Source organism: Streptomyces sp. BBFR2 (assembly GCF_044497305.1).
GTDB lineage: Bacteria > Actinomycetota > Actinomycetes > Streptomycetales > Streptomycetaceae > Streptomyces.
On record NZ_CP172415.1, the window covers coordinates 5,849,665 to 5,863,476 of the forward strand.

Annotated in this window: 10 protein-coding genes; 5 read left to right on the forward strand and 5 right to left on the reverse strand. The window is 75.6% G+C overall.

Annotation, left to right across the window (positions count from 1 at the left end; genetic code table 11):
* Positions 1-337: 337 nt before the first annotated feature.
* Positions 338-1,207, reverse strand: coding sequence for a 3-hydroxybutyryl-CoA dehydrogenase (locus ACGH2B_RS23905; RefSeq protein ID WP_399093543.1), 870 nt, complete (start codon positions 1,205-1,207; stop codon positions 338-340).
* A 163-nt stretch (positions 1,208-1,370) separates the two neighbouring features.
* On the opposite strand from ACGH2B_RS23905, the gene ACGH2B_RS23910 reads away from it, so the two are divergent.
* Complete coding sequence (locus ACGH2B_RS23910) at positions 1,371-2,627, forward strand: glycoside hydrolase family 10 protein (RefSeq protein ID WP_399093546.1); 1,257 nt, start codon at positions 1,371-1,373, stop codon at positions 2,625-2,627.
* Between the two features lie 197 nt (positions 2,628-2,824).
* On the opposite strand, the gene ACGH2B_RS23915 is transcribed toward ACGH2B_RS23910, so the two are convergent.
* Positions 2,825-3,025 carry a DUF1918 domain-containing protein gene (locus ACGH2B_RS23915; RefSeq protein WP_399093549.1) on the reverse strand — a complete coding sequence of 67 codons (201 nt, stop codon included), beginning with the start codon at positions 3,023-3,025 and terminating at the stop codon, positions 2,825-2,827.
* A 568-nt stretch (positions 3,026-3,593) separates the two neighbouring features.
* Positions 3,594-4,724, reverse strand: coding sequence for an EamA family transporter (locus ACGH2B_RS23920; protein ID WP_399093552.1), 1,131 nt, complete (start codon positions 4,722-4,724; stop codon positions 3,594-3,596).
* Here ACGH2B_RS23920 and ACGH2B_RS23925 point away from each other — a divergent pair.
* The 4 genes from ACGH2B_RS23925 (at position 4,723) to ACGH2B_RS23940 (ending at position 8,237) form a co-directional block, all read left to right on the forward strand.
* Positions 4,723-6,186: a PLP-dependent aminotransferase family protein gene (locus tag ACGH2B_RS23925; RefSeq protein WP_399093555.1), complete on the forward strand. Its 1,464-nt coding sequence runs from the start codon at positions 4,723-4,725 to the stop codon at positions 6,184-6,186. The two genes, ACGH2B_RS23920 and ACGH2B_RS23925, sit on opposite strands and share 2 nt — an antisense overlap.
* 64 nt (positions 6,187-6,250) lie before the next feature.
* A complete protein-coding gene (locus ACGH2B_RS23930) occupies positions 6,251-6,703 on the forward strand; it encodes a GNAT family N-acetyltransferase (RefSeq protein ID WP_399093558.1) in 453 nt (150 codons plus the stop codon).
* Positions 6,704-6,849: 146 nt separating this feature from the next.
* The gene (locus ACGH2B_RS23935) at positions 6,850-7,965 is read left to right on the forward strand and encodes a hypothetical protein (RefSeq protein WP_399093561.1); all 1,116 of its coding nucleotides are present in this window, start codon (positions 6,850-6,852) and stop codon (positions 7,963-7,965) included.
* A gap of 80 nt (positions 7,966-8,045) precedes the next feature.
* Complete coding sequence (locus ACGH2B_RS23940; protein WP_399093564.1) at positions 8,046-8,237, forward strand: DUF1059 domain-containing protein; 192 nt, start codon at positions 8,046-8,048, stop codon at positions 8,235-8,237.
* Between the two features lie 480 nt (positions 8,238-8,717).
* Here ACGH2B_RS23940 and ACGH2B_RS23945 read toward each other — a convergent pair whose 3' ends face one another.
* Entirely contained in the window at positions 8,718-12,182 is a 3,465-nt protein-coding gene (locus ACGH2B_RS23945; RefSeq protein ID WP_399093567.1) for a right-handed parallel beta-helix repeat-containing protein, read from the reverse strand.
* A 55-nt stretch (positions 12,183-12,237) separates the two neighbouring features.
* Positions 12,238-13,764, reverse strand: a complete 1,527-nt coding sequence (locus ACGH2B_RS23950; protein ID WP_399093570.1) for a hypothetical protein — start codon at positions 13,762-13,764, stop codon at positions 12,238-12,240.
* Positions 13,765-13,812: the final 48 nt, after the last annotated feature.

Sequence of the window (13,812 nt, forward strand, 5' to 3'; positions counted from 1 at the left end):
ACGCCCTGGTCGGGGCCGATCGGAAGTCAGGCGCTCCTGGGGATTTTTCAGGGAGCTCCAGCTCTGTCCCAGGGACTCTTCAGGGACTTTCCGCTGTGCAGGCGGGCAAGGGCCTGACAGCTCTGAAAGGATCAAAGTGCCAGGTCAAGACAGGTTTCTGGTCGGCCGACCGCGTTTTGCGAGGCCGAGAAACGATACTGACCGCGCTAGCTGCGCTACTGGTGGGAGGAGGGCCCTCCGTAGGTGGCGAAAGCATCAGGAGGCAGTGCCGCGAATGGCACTGCCTCCTGGTGAAACTGCCTTTGTGCGACGGCAGTTGACGGCGCCGCCGACCTGCTCAGTACGCGTAGAACCCCGACCCGCTCTTGCGCCCCAGCCGCCCCGCGTCGACCATGCGGGCGAGGAGCGGGGGAGCGGCGTAGAGGGGCTCCTTGTATTCCTCGTACATGGAGGCGGCCACCGAGGCGACGGTGTCGAGGCCGATGAGGTCGGAGAGCTTTAGGGGGCCCATGGGGTGGGCGCAGCCCAGTTCCATGCCGTTGTCGATGTCCTCGCGGCTGGCCATGCCCGACTCGAACATCCGGATCGCGGAGAGGAGGTACGGGATGAGCAGGGCGTTCACCACGAAGCCTGAGCGGTCCTGGGCGCGGATGGCGTGCTTGCCCAGGACGTTCTGGACCAGCGCCTCGGCGCGCGCGATCGTCTCGTCGCCGGTGGTCAGCGCGGGGATCAGCTCGACGAGCTTCTGCACCGGCGCCGGGTTGAAGAAGTGGATCCCGATGACCTGGTCGGGGCGGGAGGTGGCGACGGCCAGCTTCACCAGCGGGATGGAGGAGGTGTTGGACGCGAGGATCGCGTCCGGGCGGGTCACGACCTGGTCGAGAACCTGGAAGATCTCGGTCTTGACCTGCTCGTTCTCCACGACCGCCTCTATGACGAGATCGCGGTCGGCGAACTCCCCGAGGTCCGTCGTGAAGCTCAGGCGGGCGAGCGCGGCGTCCCGTTCGGCGGGCGTGATCTTGCCTCGGTCGGCGGCCTTGCCGAGGGAGTTGGTCAGACGGGTGCGCCCCAGCTCCAGGGCTTCGCCGGTGGTCTCGGCGACCATGACCTCCAGCCCGGAGCGTGCGCACACCTCGGCGATTCCGGCGCCCATCTGACCGCAGCCGACCACGCCGACGCGTGCGATGTCGGTGAAAGTGTCCGTCACCTCGTGCCTTTCGCTGATCTACGGGACCGGGCGGGGCTCCGTAGGGGTGCCGGACCCGCCTCGGCCACCCAAGTTACTCGTACGGGTACCGGGCTCCCGGCGCCGGGGCGGGCATTCTGACCTCCAAGAATGCGACCAAAAATGGACAAGTTGGGGGTATTTGATGAGACGGATCACACGCCGGGGCTTCGCTGTCGCGGCGCTCGGGGCCGCCGCGTGGTGCACCGGCGGGCCCGGGACGGCCGCCGCGGCGCCGCGCGGGCGCCCGGCGCCGGAACCGGCCGCCGGGCGGCGGCATCCGCACCGCGCGCTGCGCGGGATGTGGCTGGCGACCGTCGCGGGCCGCGACTGGCCGTCCCGCCCGGGGCTGCCGCCCGCCGAGGCGCGCCGCGAACTCCTCACCCTGCTCGACGCCGCCGCGGACCGCCGTCTGACCGCGGTCTTCTTCCAGGTGCGGCCCACCGCCGACGCGCTGTGGCCGTCCCCGTACGAACCGTGGTCGGAGTACCTCACCGGACACCAGGGCCGCGATCCCGGCTGGGACCCGCTGGGCTGCGCGGTCCATGAGGCGCACCGCCGGGGGCTGGAGCTGCACGCCTGGTGCAACCCGTACCGCGTCGCCCTCCACGACGACCCCGGGCGGCTGGTCCCGTCCCATCCGGCGCGCCGCCACCCGCACTGGGTGGTGCGCCACGGCGGGAAGCTCTACTACGACCCCGGGCTGCCGGAGGTCCGGCGTTTCGTCCAGGACGCGTTCCTCGACGCGGTGCGCCGCTACCGCGTCGACGGGCTCCACTTCGACGACTACTTCTATCCGTATCCGGTCGCGGGGGAGGCGTTCGGCGACGACGCCTCCTACGCCGCGTACGGTGCGGGCTTCCCCGACCGGGCGGCGTGGCGGCGGCACAACACCGAGCTGCTGGTGCGGGAGACGGCGGCGCGGGTCGCGGCGGTGCGCGGGGCGACCGGGCGGCGGGTGCGGTTCGGGGTCAGCCCCTTCGCGGTCTGGCGCAACCGCGCCACCGACCCGGCGGGCTCGGACACCCGCGCCGGGGTGCAGTCCTACGACGACCTGTACGCCGACACCCGGCGCTGGGTACGGCGGGGACTGCTCGACTACCTGGCCCCGCAGGTGTACTGGCCTCTCGGTTTCGAGGCGGCGGACTACGCGCGGATCGTGCCGTGGTGGGCGCGGACGGCGGCCGGTACCGGCGTGGACCTCTACCTCGGGGAGGCGCTGTACAAGGCGGGCGACCCGGCGCAGCCCGTGCCCTGGCAGGACCCGGCCGAACTCTCCCGCCACCTCACCTTCGCGCGCAGGTATCCGCAGGTGGGCGGCCATATCTTCTTCTCCGCGAAGGAGGTGGCCACCGATCCGTCGGGGGCGATGGCGCGGGTGGTCGCGGACCACTACCGGTAGCGGTGCAGCGGTACGGAGGCCGGTGATACCGGTTGATGCCGGTTGGCGCCGGTGACGGCACGGTGCCCGGCGTGCGTGTGCGGCGTCGCCCGGTGCGGGGTGGCGCCGCACAGGCCGACGCGGGGCCGGGGCGGCCCCGCGTCGCGGTGGTGCCGTCCGGGGCGCGGCGGTGGGGCGCGCCCCGGGGCCGGTGCGGGCTAGCGGGGGTGGGGGGTCGGTTCGTGGCGGACGACGGCGTCGGGGCCGGGCGACAGGATCGCCTCGTGCCCGTCCTCGTCGCGGACGCGGAACGGCGGATCGCCGTGGTCGCCCAGCACTTCGATGATCTCGACGACGTGGTCGCCGTGCCCGACGGTCCTGCCGTGCACCAGCAGCCGGTCGCCCTTGGTCGCATGCATCAGGGGTCCTCCCGCCTGGAGGCCGTACGGCTGCTCGGCCGGGCGGCCTGGCCAACGGATCACGGGCCGGGACGGCCCGGATGGCGGTACATGCCGTTGCGGCCAGTTTACGTCGGGGGGCGTGCGGCGCATCCGGCGCGCGGGGGCGGGGCGGACGCTGCGGGTGGGGGCCGGGGGCCTGGTCGTGGCGGGGAGCGGGGCCTTCCGCAGGGCCGTGGGCTCGGCTTTCCGTGGGTCGCGGGTCGCGGGTCGCGGGCCGGGGGCCGAGTCGCGGGTCGTGGGTCGTGGGCCATTTCCCGCGTGTTGCCGTGCCGTCCTCCCGTAGCGCGGGGGCCGGTGGTGCGTCCGTCCGGCGTGCGGGCCCTCCTCTCCGGCGGGGCCGGTGCCTTCCGTAGTTGGCGCCGTCCTCCGGCGGTCCGCGCGCGGTCCTCCCGTAGCGCGTCGGGTGGCCGGTCCGCCTGCGCGGGAGGGGCTGGGGCGCCGCCGGGCCCCGGCCCCCGATGACCGCTGCCTCCGGCCCCGGCCCTCGGCCTCGGGGCGGCTCGTCACGTCGTCCGCCCCGGGGTGCTCAGCTTCGGCTGCGCTGGGTGACCACGATGCAGGCGAGTACCGCGAGTGCCGCCAGGGGGGCGGCGGGCGGGAGGTGTTCGCCGAGCAGGGTGACCGACCAGAACAGGGTCAGCAGCGGCTGCGCCAGTTGGATCTGGCTGGCGCGGGGGACGCCGATGGCGGCCATCCCGCGGTACCAGACGACCATTCCGGCGAAGGTCGAACCGGCGGCCAGCCACAGCAGCCCGGCCACCGCGTGCGGGGTCGGGTGCAGGGGTTCGGCGGACAGGGCGAGGGCCGAGCCCGTCACCGTCACCGGAAGCGCCAGGACCAGCGCCCAGCCGATCACCTCCCACCCCGGCATCGAGCGGGCCAGCCGCCCGCCCTCGGCGTAGCCCGCGGCGCAGACCAGCAGCGCCCCGAAGAGGTAGAGGTCACCGGCGCTCGGACGGCCGCCGCTCTGCTGCAGGGCGAACGCGATGACCACGACCGCGCCGGTCAGCGCCGCGGCCCAGAACGTCCGCGACGGCCGCGTCCCGGTGCGCAGCGCGGCGAACGCGGCGGTGGTCAGCGGCAGCAGACCGACGACCACCGCCGCGTGCGAGGTGGTCGTCGTCTCCAGCGCGAGCGTGGTCAGCAGCGGGAAGCCGAGGACGATGCCGCCGGCGACGACGGCGATACCGGGCCAGTGGCGCCGGGCGGGCAGCGGGGTGCGGCGCGCCGCGAAGCAGCCACCGGCGACGGCGGCGGCCAGGACGCTGCGCAGCATGACCACCGTCCACGGCCCCATCCCCTCCAGCGCCCAGGCGGTCGCCGGAAAGGTGAGCGAGAAGGCGGCGACACCGAGCACGGCCAGGAGGACCCCGCGGCGGCGGGGGTCGGAAGGGGCGTCGGGGGCGGAGGGAGCGGCGCCGGACCCGGTGCCGGTGGGCGCGGCATCGGGCCGGGCGCCGTGCGTGGCGGTGCCGGACGCGACGCCGGTGGGCGCGGCCGTACCGGGGCGGGCGCCGGGTGCGTCGGCGGCGGCCTCTCCCCGGGTGGTGGGGTCCGTGCGGGGCTCCGGGGCCGACTCCGGTGGGGCGCTGGAGGCGGGCGGAGCGGTCTCGACCGTTATCCCCGACGAAGCGGTAGCGCTATCGTGTGCTCTCATGCATGAGCGTAGCAGCGTCGCCGAACTGGCCGCAGCCCTGCGGGAAGAGGTCAACCGCTACTCACCGGGGGAGAAACTGCCGTCGAGCCGGGCGCTGCGGGAGCGGTTCCGGGTCAGCCCGGTGACGGTCTCCCGGGCGCTCGCCGAGCTGGCCGCCGAGGGGCTGGTCGTCACCCGGCCCGGGGCGGGGGTCTTCCGCGCCGCGCCGCCCGCCCGCGCCGCGCGTCCGGTCGACACCTCCTGGCAGGAGATCGCGCTGAGCGCGGAGGGCGCCGCCGACCAGGTGCCGCGCAGTGTCGACGCCTCCGGGGTGCTCGCCACCCTCGCGGGGCCCGCGCCCGGCGTCGTCGAGCTGAGCGGCGGCTACCTCCACTCCGACCTCCAGCCCGAACGTGCCCTGGCCGCCGCGCTGGCCCGGGCCGGCCGCCGTCCGGGGGCCTGGCGGCGGCCGCCGCTGGAGGGGGTGCACGAGCTGCGGGCGTGGTTCGCGCGGGAGATCGGCGGACCGGGCGGCACGCTGGCCCCGAACGACGTACTGATCACGGCGGGCGGTCAGAGCGCCCTGACCGCCGCGGTGCGGGCGCTCGCCCCGCCCGGCGCGCCGGTGCTCGTCGAGTCGCCGACCTACCCCGGTGTGCTGGCCGTCGCCCGCGCGTCCGGGCTGCGGCCCGTACCGGTGCCGGTCGACGCGGACGGGGTCCGTACCGATCTGCTCGCCGACGCGTTCCGGGCCAGCGGCGCCCGGCTCTTCGTCTGCCAGCCGCTGTTCCAGAACCCGACGGGCGCGGTGCTCGCGGACGGGCGGCGGCGCGAGGTGCTGCGGGTGGCGCGGGCGGCCGGTGCGTTCGTGATCGAGGACGATTTCGCGCGCCGGCTGGCCCACGCGTCCGCGCCCGCGCTGCCGCCGACGCTGATCGCCGACGACGAGCACGGCACCGTCGTGCACGTCGGCTCGCTGACGAAGGTGACGTCCCCGAGCCTGCGGGTGGGGGCGCTCGCCGCCCGCGGGCCCGTCCTCGACCGGCTGCGCGCCATCCAGGTCGTCGACAGTTTCTTCGTCCCGGGGCCGCTCCAGGAAACCGCGCTGGAGCTGGTGGGTTCACCGTCCTGGCCGCGTCATCTCCGGCTGATATCACGGGAGTTGGAGACGCGGCGGGACGCGCTCCTCGCCGCGCTGCACACCCGGCTGCCCGGCCCGGCGGCAGCGGACGGCGGTACGGCGCTGACGGCGCCCCGCGGCGGCTGCTACCTCTGGCTGCGGCTGCCGGACGGCACCTCGGAGGAGGCGCTGGCCGGTGCGGCGCTGCGCGCCGGGGTCTCCGTGGCCCGGGGCCGCCCGTACTTCCCCGCCGAGCCGCCCGCGGCCCATCTGCGCCTCGGCTTCGCCTCCGCCTCCGGCGCCGCCGAACTCGCCGAGGGCGTCCGCCGCCTGGCCGCCGCCTGGCACGAGGCCGCGCCCTGAGCCCCGTACCGGGAGGGCCGGGAAGGGGTCGACGCACGCCGTGCCGGTCTGCGACGCTCCGGCCATGACCACACCGCTGCCCACCGGCTACGAGCTGTCCACCGACCCCGAGCGGCTGGAGCGCGCCCGGGTGCACCGCTGGCTGTCCGAGGACACCTACTGGGCGGCCGGCCGCTCCCGGGAGCGGCACGAGCGCGCGATGGCCGGCTCCCTCAACTTCGGCCTGTACGTACGGGATCCGGCCCGCCAGGTGGCGTACGCGCGGGTGGTCACCGACCACGCCACCTTCGCCTGGCTCTGCGACGTCTACGTCGATCCGGGCCATCGCGGCAAGGGTCTGGGCACCGCCCTCGTCGAGGCGGTCGCCGCCGATCTCACGGCGCGCGGGCTGCCGCGGCTCGTCCTCGCCACCCGGGACGCGCACGGCGTCTACGAGAAGGCCGGTTTCCGGCCGCTGCCGGTGCCCGGGGAGTGGCTGGCGCGGCCGCTCACCGCACCGGACGAGTCCGGCCGCTGACCGCCCGGACCCGTCCGGCCCAGCCGCCACCCGGTCGGCGTAGCGCCGCCGGTGACCTGCGCGGATGACGGTCTGCGGGGCCCTGGCGGGGCCGGCGGGCCCGGTATCGAGGTGCGGGCGGCGGGCCGCCGGGGTCTGCTCGGTGCATGGTTCTACGGCACGTCCTGCGACACGCACCGGCCACCGGCGCCCTCGCCGTCTCGCTGGCCCTGACCGGCGCCGGGCCGGTCCTCGCCGCGGGCGAGGCGCACCGGGCGGTCGTCCAGCCCGATCCGGTCGCCCCCGGCGAGGAGTTCTCGGTCTCCGACGGCGGCGGCTGCCGCGGCAGGACCGGCGAGGCGACCTTCGACGGCGCGGGCATCCCGGCACTGAAACTCTCGGCACTGCGCGACCAGGTGGGCGGCACCGGGCGGGTCCCCGAGTCCACCGAACCCGGTACGTACAAGGTGACCGTCGTCTGCGGGGCGGGGGACGAGGGGGGCGGCCGGGAGGGCGGGGCGAGCGGCCACCGGCCCGGGGCGGGGCAAGGACAGGGACACGGTTCCGGTGGCGTGCCGTCGCCTTCGGCGGGGGAAGGCGGCCCGGCGCGGCAGAGCGCTCCCGGTGCGGAGGGCGGTGCGGACCTCGGGGTGGACGGCGGTGCGGACGGGGATGCCCCGGCGGCGGACGGGGGGCTGCCGGAGGGGACGTTCCCCGGCAGCGGCGCTTCGTCCGGTGCGGGGCTGTCCGGGGAGGGGTTGCCCGTGCCTGGTGAAGGCGGTGCGGGTGTGCCGGGTGACGGTGGGGTGCCCGGGGCCGGTGATCCGGGTGCGTCCGGCGGTGCTCTGCTGCCCGGGGACGGGGCGGCGGGCGGCGCGTCCGGGGGTGGTGCGGACGGTTCGGCCGGTGCTGGTGCTGGTGCTGGTGCTGGTGCCGGTGCCGGGGCGGCCGCGGGTCCGGCGGGTGGCGGTCCGGCGGGTGCGGCGGCGGGTGCCCGGACGGTGACCCCCGTGCGGTCGGGCCACGGTGCCGTACCGGGCTCCGGAGGCGGGAGCGGTGGCGGTGGCGGGCACGGGTCGGGGAAGACCACGCTGACCGGCACTTTGACGGTCGTCGCCGCCGACCACGGACGGCTGCCCAAGGGCGGCTCCGACACCGGTCTCGGCGGTGCCGCGGGCACCGGTCTGGGCACCACGGCGCTCGGCGGCGCCCTGCTGGCCGGGGCGATCGGCTGGGGAATCGTCGATCACCGGCGCCGTGCCCGGGAGGAGGGCGAGGACTGAGCGGGGACCGGGAGGCGGTGCGGCCGCGCAGGCGCCCGGTGGGTGGTGGGGCGGACACTGGAGGGGTGAGGAGGTACGTCATGCGCAAGGTGATCGACTGCCGGGACTACCCCAGCGAATCGCGGTGCACGCTCACCATCTCCGGCGAGGAGGAGGAAGTGGTACGCGCCGCGAGTGAACACGCCGTATCCGTCCACGGGCACGCGCCCGGCCCCGAACTGCGGGAGCAGATCCGGGCCGCGCTCAAGAACGAGATACCGCAGCACGCCTGAGTCCGCGCCCCCGCGACGCCCGTCGCGGGGGCGGCGTGCGCCCCGCGCCGCCCCCGACGACCGGCGCGCCGCGCGCGGCGATGCCCGGCGACGGCGGGCCCGCGGGAGCGATGCCCGCCCTGGTGCGGCCGCCGCCCACACCGCGGTGTACGCCACCGGCCACGTACGCCACAGGCCCGGACAACCGTTGGCGCCTCGGACCACCCCCCCGGCCACGTACGCCACGCTTTCGGGGCCACCGGCCGGTCCTGGGCCACTGCCGGTTCAGGGGCACCGCGCACCCGGACCTCGCCGACCCCGGACCGCGCCGACCCCGGACCTCGCGGGCCCGGCCCCCGCCGGCCCGGCCCCGCACGACCCGGAACGCCCCGCACGACCCGGAACGCCCCGCCGCCCCGCCGCCCCGCCGGCCCTGCGCACGGGCTCCCGCAGGACAGCCCCGCGGCACAGGCACCCCGCGGCACAGCCCCGCCCCGCCCGTCAGGTCAGCGACGTCTCCTGGAAGTCCTCGGGGACGAGTTGCAGCAGCTCCTCGCGGCTGGGGGAGGTCTGGCGGCTGAGGCGGCCCGCCTGGCGGGTGACCAGGGATTCGAAGACCTTCCGGGCGTAGCGGGCGTTGCCGAAGTTGCGGTCCCGCGGGACCGTGGCGAAGTGGGCGCGCAGCAGCGCCTCCAGCTCCGGGGCGCAGGTGTAGCCGCCCGCCTCGGCCTGCCGGTTCACGATGATCACCAGTTCGTCGGCGTCGTAGTTGCCGAACTCCACCCGCTGCGAGAAACGCGAGGTCAGACCGGGGTTGGAGGCGAGGAACGAGCCCATCTCCGCCTCGTAGCCGGCGGCGATGACGACGACGTCGTCGCGGTGGTCCTCCATCAGTTTGACGAGGGTGTCCACCGCCTCCTGCCCGAAGTCGGTGCCGCCCCGCTCGGACGGGGTGAGGGTGTACGCCTCGTCGATGAAGAGCACTCCGCCGCGCGCCTTGTTGAACGCCTCGGTGGTCATCTGCGCGGTGTGGCCGACGTACCGGCCGACGAGATCGGCGCGCGCCACCTCCACCACCTGGCCGCCGGCGAGCACGCCCAGCGCCTTGAGCAGCTTGGCGTAGAGGCGGGCCACGGTGGTCTTGCCGGTGCCGGGCGGGCCGACGAAGACCAGATGCCGGCTGAGCGACGGTGACGGCAGCCCGGCCGCCTCCCGCTGCTTGGCGTTGGCCAGCAGATGCACCAGGTCCGAGACCTGCCGCTTGGCCTCCGCCAGCCCCACCATCTGCTCCAGCTCGCCCAGCAGCGACTCCAGTTGGCCCTCGTCGCCACCGGCCGCGCCCGCGCCGACACCGGAGCCGGGGGCCTCGCCGAGGTCCTGCGGCAGCAGCCGGACCATGTCGGCGGGGGTGGCGTTCACCTCGTTCGCCAGGCGGAACGCCTGCCGGTCCACCATCTCCTCGAACACCCCGCGGGCGGCCCGTCCGTTGCCGAACGTCTCGTCCCGCGTCATCTGCCGGAAGAGCTTGTCCAGACCGGTCCGGGCGGCCGGGTCGAGGGCGTACTCGTGCCGTTCGCAGATGCTCTCGACGATGGTCACCAGCTCCTCCACCGTGTAGTTGGGGAACTCCACGGTGCGGTTGAACCGCGAGGCCATGCCCGGGTTCGACGACAGGAAGCTGCGCATCTGCGAGGAGTACCCGGCGGCGATGACGACGACGTCGTCGCGGTGGTCCTCCATCAGTTTGACGAGGGTGTCCACCGCCTCCTGCCCGAAGTCGGGGCCGCCGGAGCCGCCCTGGGCGGTGAGGGTGTACGCCTCGTCGATGAAGAGCACCCCGCCGAGCGCCTTGTTGAACGCCTCCGTCGTCTTGATCGCCGTACCGCCGACGACCTGCGCCACCAGATCCTGGCGCGCCACCTCCACCAGATGCCCGTACCGCAGCACCTCCAGCTCGGCGAGGATCGTGCCGTAGAGGCGGGCCACGGTGGTCTTGCCGGTGCCCGGCGGCCCGGCGAAGACCAGGTGCCGGCTCATCGGCGGCACCGTCATGCCCATCTCCTCACGGCGCCGCGCCATGCGGTTGAGGCTGACCAGCGTGGTCACCTCGTGCTTGACGGACGCCAGCCCGACCAGTTGGTCCAGCTCCTCCAGCGGGGAGGCGGGCGCCTTCTTCTTGGGCTTGGCGTCCTTGGCGGCCTCGGTGTCCTTCTCCGGGGCCGGCGCGGTGTCCTCGCGGGCGGGCCCGGCGGCGTTGTCCGTCGCGCCGGTCGCCGCCTCCCAGGCGGCGCTGCCCGCGGCCGGGACGTCCGGGGCGCCGCCCGCGGGCCTGCCGCGCTCCGCCGCCGGGGCGGTGGCCGCCGTGTCGCCGTGGATGTCGGCCATGCCGTTGCCGCGTGACATGACCTCCTCCAGCAGGGCGTTCTCGCTGACCACCGTGCGGTGCACCCCGGCGCCGCCGTTCTCCCAGGTGGAGACGGACCGCAGGGCGAACTGCCCGTCGGTGTGGGTCAGGACGCCGTCGCCGCGGTTGCCGAAGACCTCGCAGCCGGTGAAGGTGCCCGAACCGCCGGCCGCGACGAGGATGCCGTTGCGCTCCCCGTCGTGGAAGCGCGACTGCGTCGCCACGACGTTGGCGCCCGCGCCGACCGACAGTCCGTCGCCGGTGGTCCCGGCCACGTCGCAGTCCCGCAGCCGCGCCGACGCGGTGCCGGACACGGCTATCCCGGCCGCGCCGCTCTGCCGGACGACCAGCATGGTCAGCCGGGCCCGGGACTCGCCGCCGATCTGGACGCCGGTGCGCCGGACGCCGGTGATCTCCAGGTCCTCGAACCGGCCCTGGCTGGTGTCGCACACCTCCAGTCCGTGCGCTCCGCCGCCGGTCAGCACCGTGCGCCGCAGCGTCGGCCGGGCGTCCTCGGCCACCCGCACCGCGATGCCCCGCGGCTCCGTCACCGTCAGCCGGTCCAGCTCCGGTACGCAGTCCTGCGTCAGCTCCACGCCGGTGCCCCGGACGTCCGTCACCCGCAGGTCGACGAGGACCGGCCGGGCCGCGCCGCCCACCCACAGACCGGTGTCCTCACTCGCCTCGACGGCGCAGTCCTCGAACCGGCCGCGCGCCGAGTCGTACATCCGCAGGCCCTGCCCGGCGGTCCGGGTCACCCGCAGCCGCCGCACCAGCGGATCGGCGTGCTCGGCGACCGTCACCCCCTCCTTGCCGGTCTCCTCGACGCGGCAGTCCTCGATCAGGACCTGGTTACGGCTGGCCAGGTGCAGGCCGACGCCCTTCGTCCGGTGGATGCGGCAGCGCACCATACGGGTGGAGCTGTCGTCCTCCAGCGCGACGCCGGGCTGCGCCGTCCCGGAGAAGTCGCAGTCCTCGACGGTGCCCTGACCGTGGCCGCTGACGTACAGGCCGTTGCCGCGCGCGTCGCGGACCGTGCAGCGGCGCACCAGCGGGTCGCCGTGGGCGCCGATGACGATGCCGGACGCGCCCAGGTCGGCGAGCCGGCAGTCCTCGATGACGCTCTCGGCCTCGCTGGTGACGACGATCCCGGCGCCCTTGGGGTTGGTCACATCGCAGTCGCGCATGGCGAGGGTGCCGGTGTCGCGGGCGAGGACGGTGGCCCACGCCGCGCCGGCGACCTCGCAGCCGTCCAGCTCCAGTTGGCCGTCGGCCACGTCCACGGCGGGGTGCTCCGGGTCGCTGCCGTGCACCACCAGGCCGGTCAGCTTCACCGCCTCGGCGGCCACCGTGACGGCGGATCCGGTGCGCGGCGTGATCCGTACCGTGCCGCGGCCCTCCGCCGCGACGACGGTCACGATGCGGGTGAAGACCAGCGCCTCGGCGTACCGGCCCGGGGCCACGGTGATCAGCGCGCCGCTCGGCGCCGCCTGCACCGCCTCCGCGAGCGTCGCGAACTCCCCGGACCCGTCTGGCCCCACGGCCAGCACCTGACGGCTCATCGCCGCTAACTCCCTCCAGGACCCGGCGCCGTGACAGCGCCGGGCCCGAACGTGCTCACTCTGCGCGGCATTCGGCCTTCACCTGGGCGGCGGCGACGTGCGCCAGCGTCGAGGTGTCGCCCTCCCAGTCCTGCCCGGCGTTGTTCACCCGGAGGGTGAACCGGCCGCCCTCCACATGGACCGTGGTGCCGAGTACCCAGCTTCCCTTGTTGCGGGGCTGGTCGATGTGGAAGCCGCCCAGGTCCCCGCCGTACCACTTGGTGCCCTTGTGCACCGAGTATCGCGCGGGGGCCCCGCCCACCTCCACCGGGCTCTCCCCCTGGGGGATGTAGACCGAGATGCGGCAACTTGCCGACTTCATCCCGGAATTGAACGCCCAGTACGCGGTCACGTCGGAGTCCGGCGAGTCCGCGTCGCCGGACATCGGTATCGCCCGGGAGCCGCCCCCGCAGCCCCCGGCCCTCGACCCGCCGGTCCGCGTCAGCCACCCCTCCTTGCCGTCGCCGTACGCGCCGATCTCGTGGTACCCGGCGCTCGCGGTGTTCGCGCAGGTCGGACCGGCGAGCGCGGTGAAGGTACGGGTCGCCAGCGTCCGGGCGTGCGCGTCGGAGCCCGTGTCGTCCGCGCCGGCCTTGTCGCCGTGGTCGGCGGTGCCGGCGGTGGGGTCGGTGCGATGGCCGGTGTCGCCGTCGGTGTGCGGGCCGGAGCCGGTGTCGCCGGTGCTGCCGTTTCCGGGGGCGTTGCCGTCGCCGGCGGGCGCCCGGCCGTCCGACCGGGGGGCCGTGCCGCCGTCGTTGCGGACGCCGCCCGGGACGGGCACGAAGCCCTTGCCGCCGTCGCTCCCGGCGTCCGGCAGCGGCTGCGTCAGATCACCGGCGGCGTTCGTGGGGGACGCGGCGAAGGTCTTGCTCAGCGCGGAGATCGCGAACGGCGCGCCCAGCAGCACCACACCGGCCAGCGCCGCGCCCGCCACCACACCGGGGGAGACCCGGCCGCCGCTCTCCGCCCTGGCACCCGCGCCCACAGCACCGGCCGCCGCGCCCGCCGCCGCGTCGGTGCGGCGGAAGAGGCCGAGGCCGCGCCGCCCGGCGGACGCCTTCTTCCCGTCGGCCGCGCCCGCCGCCTCGGTGGCGGTGGTGGCGGCCGGCTCTTCGGTCTCCGGCGCGGCCGCGCCGTCGGCCGCGGTCGCCGCGCCGGAGCCGTCCCCGGAGCCGTCCGTGGCGCCGTCCGCACCCGGTCCGTCGCCCTCCGTGTCCTCCGCCTGAGCCGTCCCGGGCAGGGGCGCGCCGGGCCGCAGCACGGTCGCGCCGGTGGCGGCTCCGGTGGTGGCCGGGGGCGCGTCGGCGGCGTCCGCCGGGGCGTCCGGCCGCTGCTCCCGCTCCGGGCGGAGGGCCGCCCCGCCGGCCGGTGTCTTCGTGGTGCCCGCCGACGTGGTGGGGGTGTCCGTGGACGGGGTGGGCGTGGCGCCGGCCGGTCCGTTCCGCTCCGGCCGGGGCTGCGGCGCGTCGGTGGACGTGTCGCCGGTGGCTCCGGCGGCACCGGCCTCTTTCGCGCTGCGGGAGTTCGCCGTCTCGTCGGTCATGGTGAGTTCCGCTTCACTCGTCGGGTGTTGGGGGGTGTGGGGCGCCGC

What these genes read in the sequence shown, in the direction of transcription:
- ACGH2B_RS23940 (WP_399093564.1), top strand. Translation starts at nt 8,046, where the DNA reads ATGCGCAAGGTGATCGACTGCCGGGACTACCCCAGCGAATCGCGGTGC.
- ACGH2B_RS23920 (WP_399093552.1), bottom strand. Translation starts at nt 4,724, where the DNA reads ATGAGAGCACACGATAGCGCTACCGCTTCGTCGGGGATAACGGTCGAG.
- ACGH2B_RS23935 (WP_399093561.1), top strand. Translation starts at nt 6,850, where the DNA reads ATGGTTCTACGGCACGTCCTGCGACACGCACCGGCCACCGGCGCCCTC.
- ACGH2B_RS23925 (WP_399093555.1), top strand. Translation starts at nt 4,723, where the DNA reads ATGCATGAGCGTAGCAGCGTCGCCGAACTGGCCGCAGCCCTGCGGGAA.
- ACGH2B_RS23945 (WP_399093567.1), bottom strand. Translation starts at nt 12,182, where the DNA reads ATGAGCCGTCAGGTGCTGGCCGTGGGGCCAGACGGGTCCGGGGAGTTC.
- ACGH2B_RS23930 (WP_399093558.1), top strand. Translation starts at nt 6,251, where the DNA reads ATGACCACACCGCTGCCCACCGGCTACGAGCTGTCCACCGACCCCGAG.
- ACGH2B_RS23915 (WP_399093549.1), bottom strand. Translation starts at nt 3,025, where the DNA reads ATGCATGCGACCAAGGGCGACCGGCTGCTGGTGCACGGCAGGACCGTC.
- ACGH2B_RS23950 (WP_399093570.1), bottom strand. Translation starts at nt 13,764, where the DNA reads ATGACCGACGAGACGGCGAACTCCCGCAGCGCGAAAGAGGCCGGTGCC.
- ACGH2B_RS23910 (WP_399093546.1), top strand. Translation starts at nt 1,371, where the DNA reads ATGAGACGGATCACACGCCGGGGCTTCGCTGTCGCGGCGCTCGGGGCC.